Source organism: Brasilonema sp. UFV-L1, assembly GCF_012912105.1.
Lineage (GTDB): Bacteria > Cyanobacteriota > Cyanobacteriia > Cyanobacteriales > Nostocaceae > Brasilonema.
In genome coordinates, this window is record NZ_QMEA01000317.1 from 1 (window position 1) to 1,759 (window position 1,759).

The following is a 1,759-nucleotide window of genomic DNA, read 5'->3' on the forward strand; positions in this document are numbered from 1 at the left end:
TTCTTTGCGTGCCATTGAGGGGGTTTTACATCGTAAAACATCCATGCCCAAGGTGGTTTTGAGATGTCTTAAATCTAGTTCAACGTCCCAGCGTTTGCCGTAAAGCCCAACAATTTTCAGAGTAGAATAGTTTGTTGTATCTAATAGAGTAGTAATTAAACTGACTCGTTGAGTGCGAAAACCAGGAATAACAATGTAGTAGTAAATTTCCCGCACAGTTATGGTTGAAGGTAGAGCATCAAATTCATATTCGCTCAATCCTTTGGGGCATCCTTTCGGTTTGTACCAAGTAACTAATTTGTCACAATCTCCAATAATTTTACCTTTTCGCATTGATGTTGTCCGGGCTTGATGTTTACGGAAGACTGCATCACAATTAAGGTTTTTAATAGCGACTAAATCGGCGTAAGCGCAAAAAGCTCTATCTCCTAACAGGATATCTAAAGGGTTAAGAAACTGATAGAGTTGACGAGCGAGTTTAATATCATGAGTGTTCAAGACGTCGATAACTAAAGCAACAGCGGCTCCCGTCGCTAAACTAAATATCACACCGATTTTGGCAATGGGAAATCCACATCCAGGCTTTTGAGTTTTTGGCTGAGGATATGCTTTTTGGTTCTCCACAGTATCAGGCATTGATATTGTAGACCCATCTATTACCTTTACGTTTCGACCACACCACAAATATTCTGTTGTCACTTTCTCTTCTAAACTTTGTACAGCCTTACCAAAAAGTTTTTCTAACAGCTTTTCTGGTATTCTTGCCCGAGCTTGGCAATAGCCGCTTGTATCAGTTGATGGAAGTTCTACTCCTGAGCCTGCTAAATACGCAATTATTTTACTTACGGCGTTATGACAACTCTTATCAGTATCTAAAACCTGAGATAAAAACGCCCACAACGTTACGAATGGGTCAAATAATCGCCTCTTGTATTTAATTCTTAGCTCCGAGAGTGCTTGCTCAATTACAGACTCGCTTAACAATTCTTTAAAAGGTAGCCCCAAACTTTGATTAAATTTCTCCTTGAGAATTTGTACTTGCAGTGTCACAGTAGTATTTATGTTGTTGGCTTATTCGTATCAAAAAAAGTATTTCATGAACGAGTAAGCTTTTTCTACCTACAAAAGTTTTTGCACAACTCTTACATAATCGTTTCATCCATTCCACCGTCTGTGCAGGGGCACAGCGATCGCCGCAAAGGACACAGGCTTTACCCAATCATATGAAGGTACTGGATGAAGGGGTTGGGTGAAACCATGACAAAACCGGACAACCTTCCCCCACGAGTACTCCTTAAGGTCCCACAGATATCTGTGGTGGGGGCAAAAAAGGCGGTAATTCTCAATTAATCGTACTTGTTGACAAATAAACCCGCCTTTTTTGCCCTTAGCGTAGCGTTGCCGAAGGCAATAGGTTGTCCGGTTTTGTCTAGGAAAAATGTAGCGCAATTGTCTGAGCCATCCCATCAGTGATACATTCAGGTTATCAACAATTTGTCAATAAGTAATAGTGCTTAAATTTAAACAAAAAATACGGTTTGAAAACACAATTTTCGCTTCGGCGATCGCTTGCGGATTTAAACCGATCATTCATTCAGCCTCGGAAAAATCAGTACAAATGTGAATTTAGTACCTCAAACTTGATGAAATTTTAAGGATAATTACGAATTGACAAAACTAATTTCGTCTTCATCTGTCACGAATGGAACCATCCCTTCACTGTTCAATAGCTTGAAAAGCTGTAGTGCTTATTCCGCAT

The 1,759-nt window shown here is 39.8% G+C and carries 1 protein-coding gene; it reads right to left on the reverse strand.

Going from position 1 to position 1,759, the window contains the following annotated elements; translation table 11 throughout:
• On the reverse strand, positions 1-1,050 hold a 1,050-nt coding region (locus DP117_RS36845; RefSeq protein WP_339381214.1), incomplete at its 3' end, for an IS4 family transposase.
• Positions 1,051-1,759: the final 709 nt, after the last annotated feature.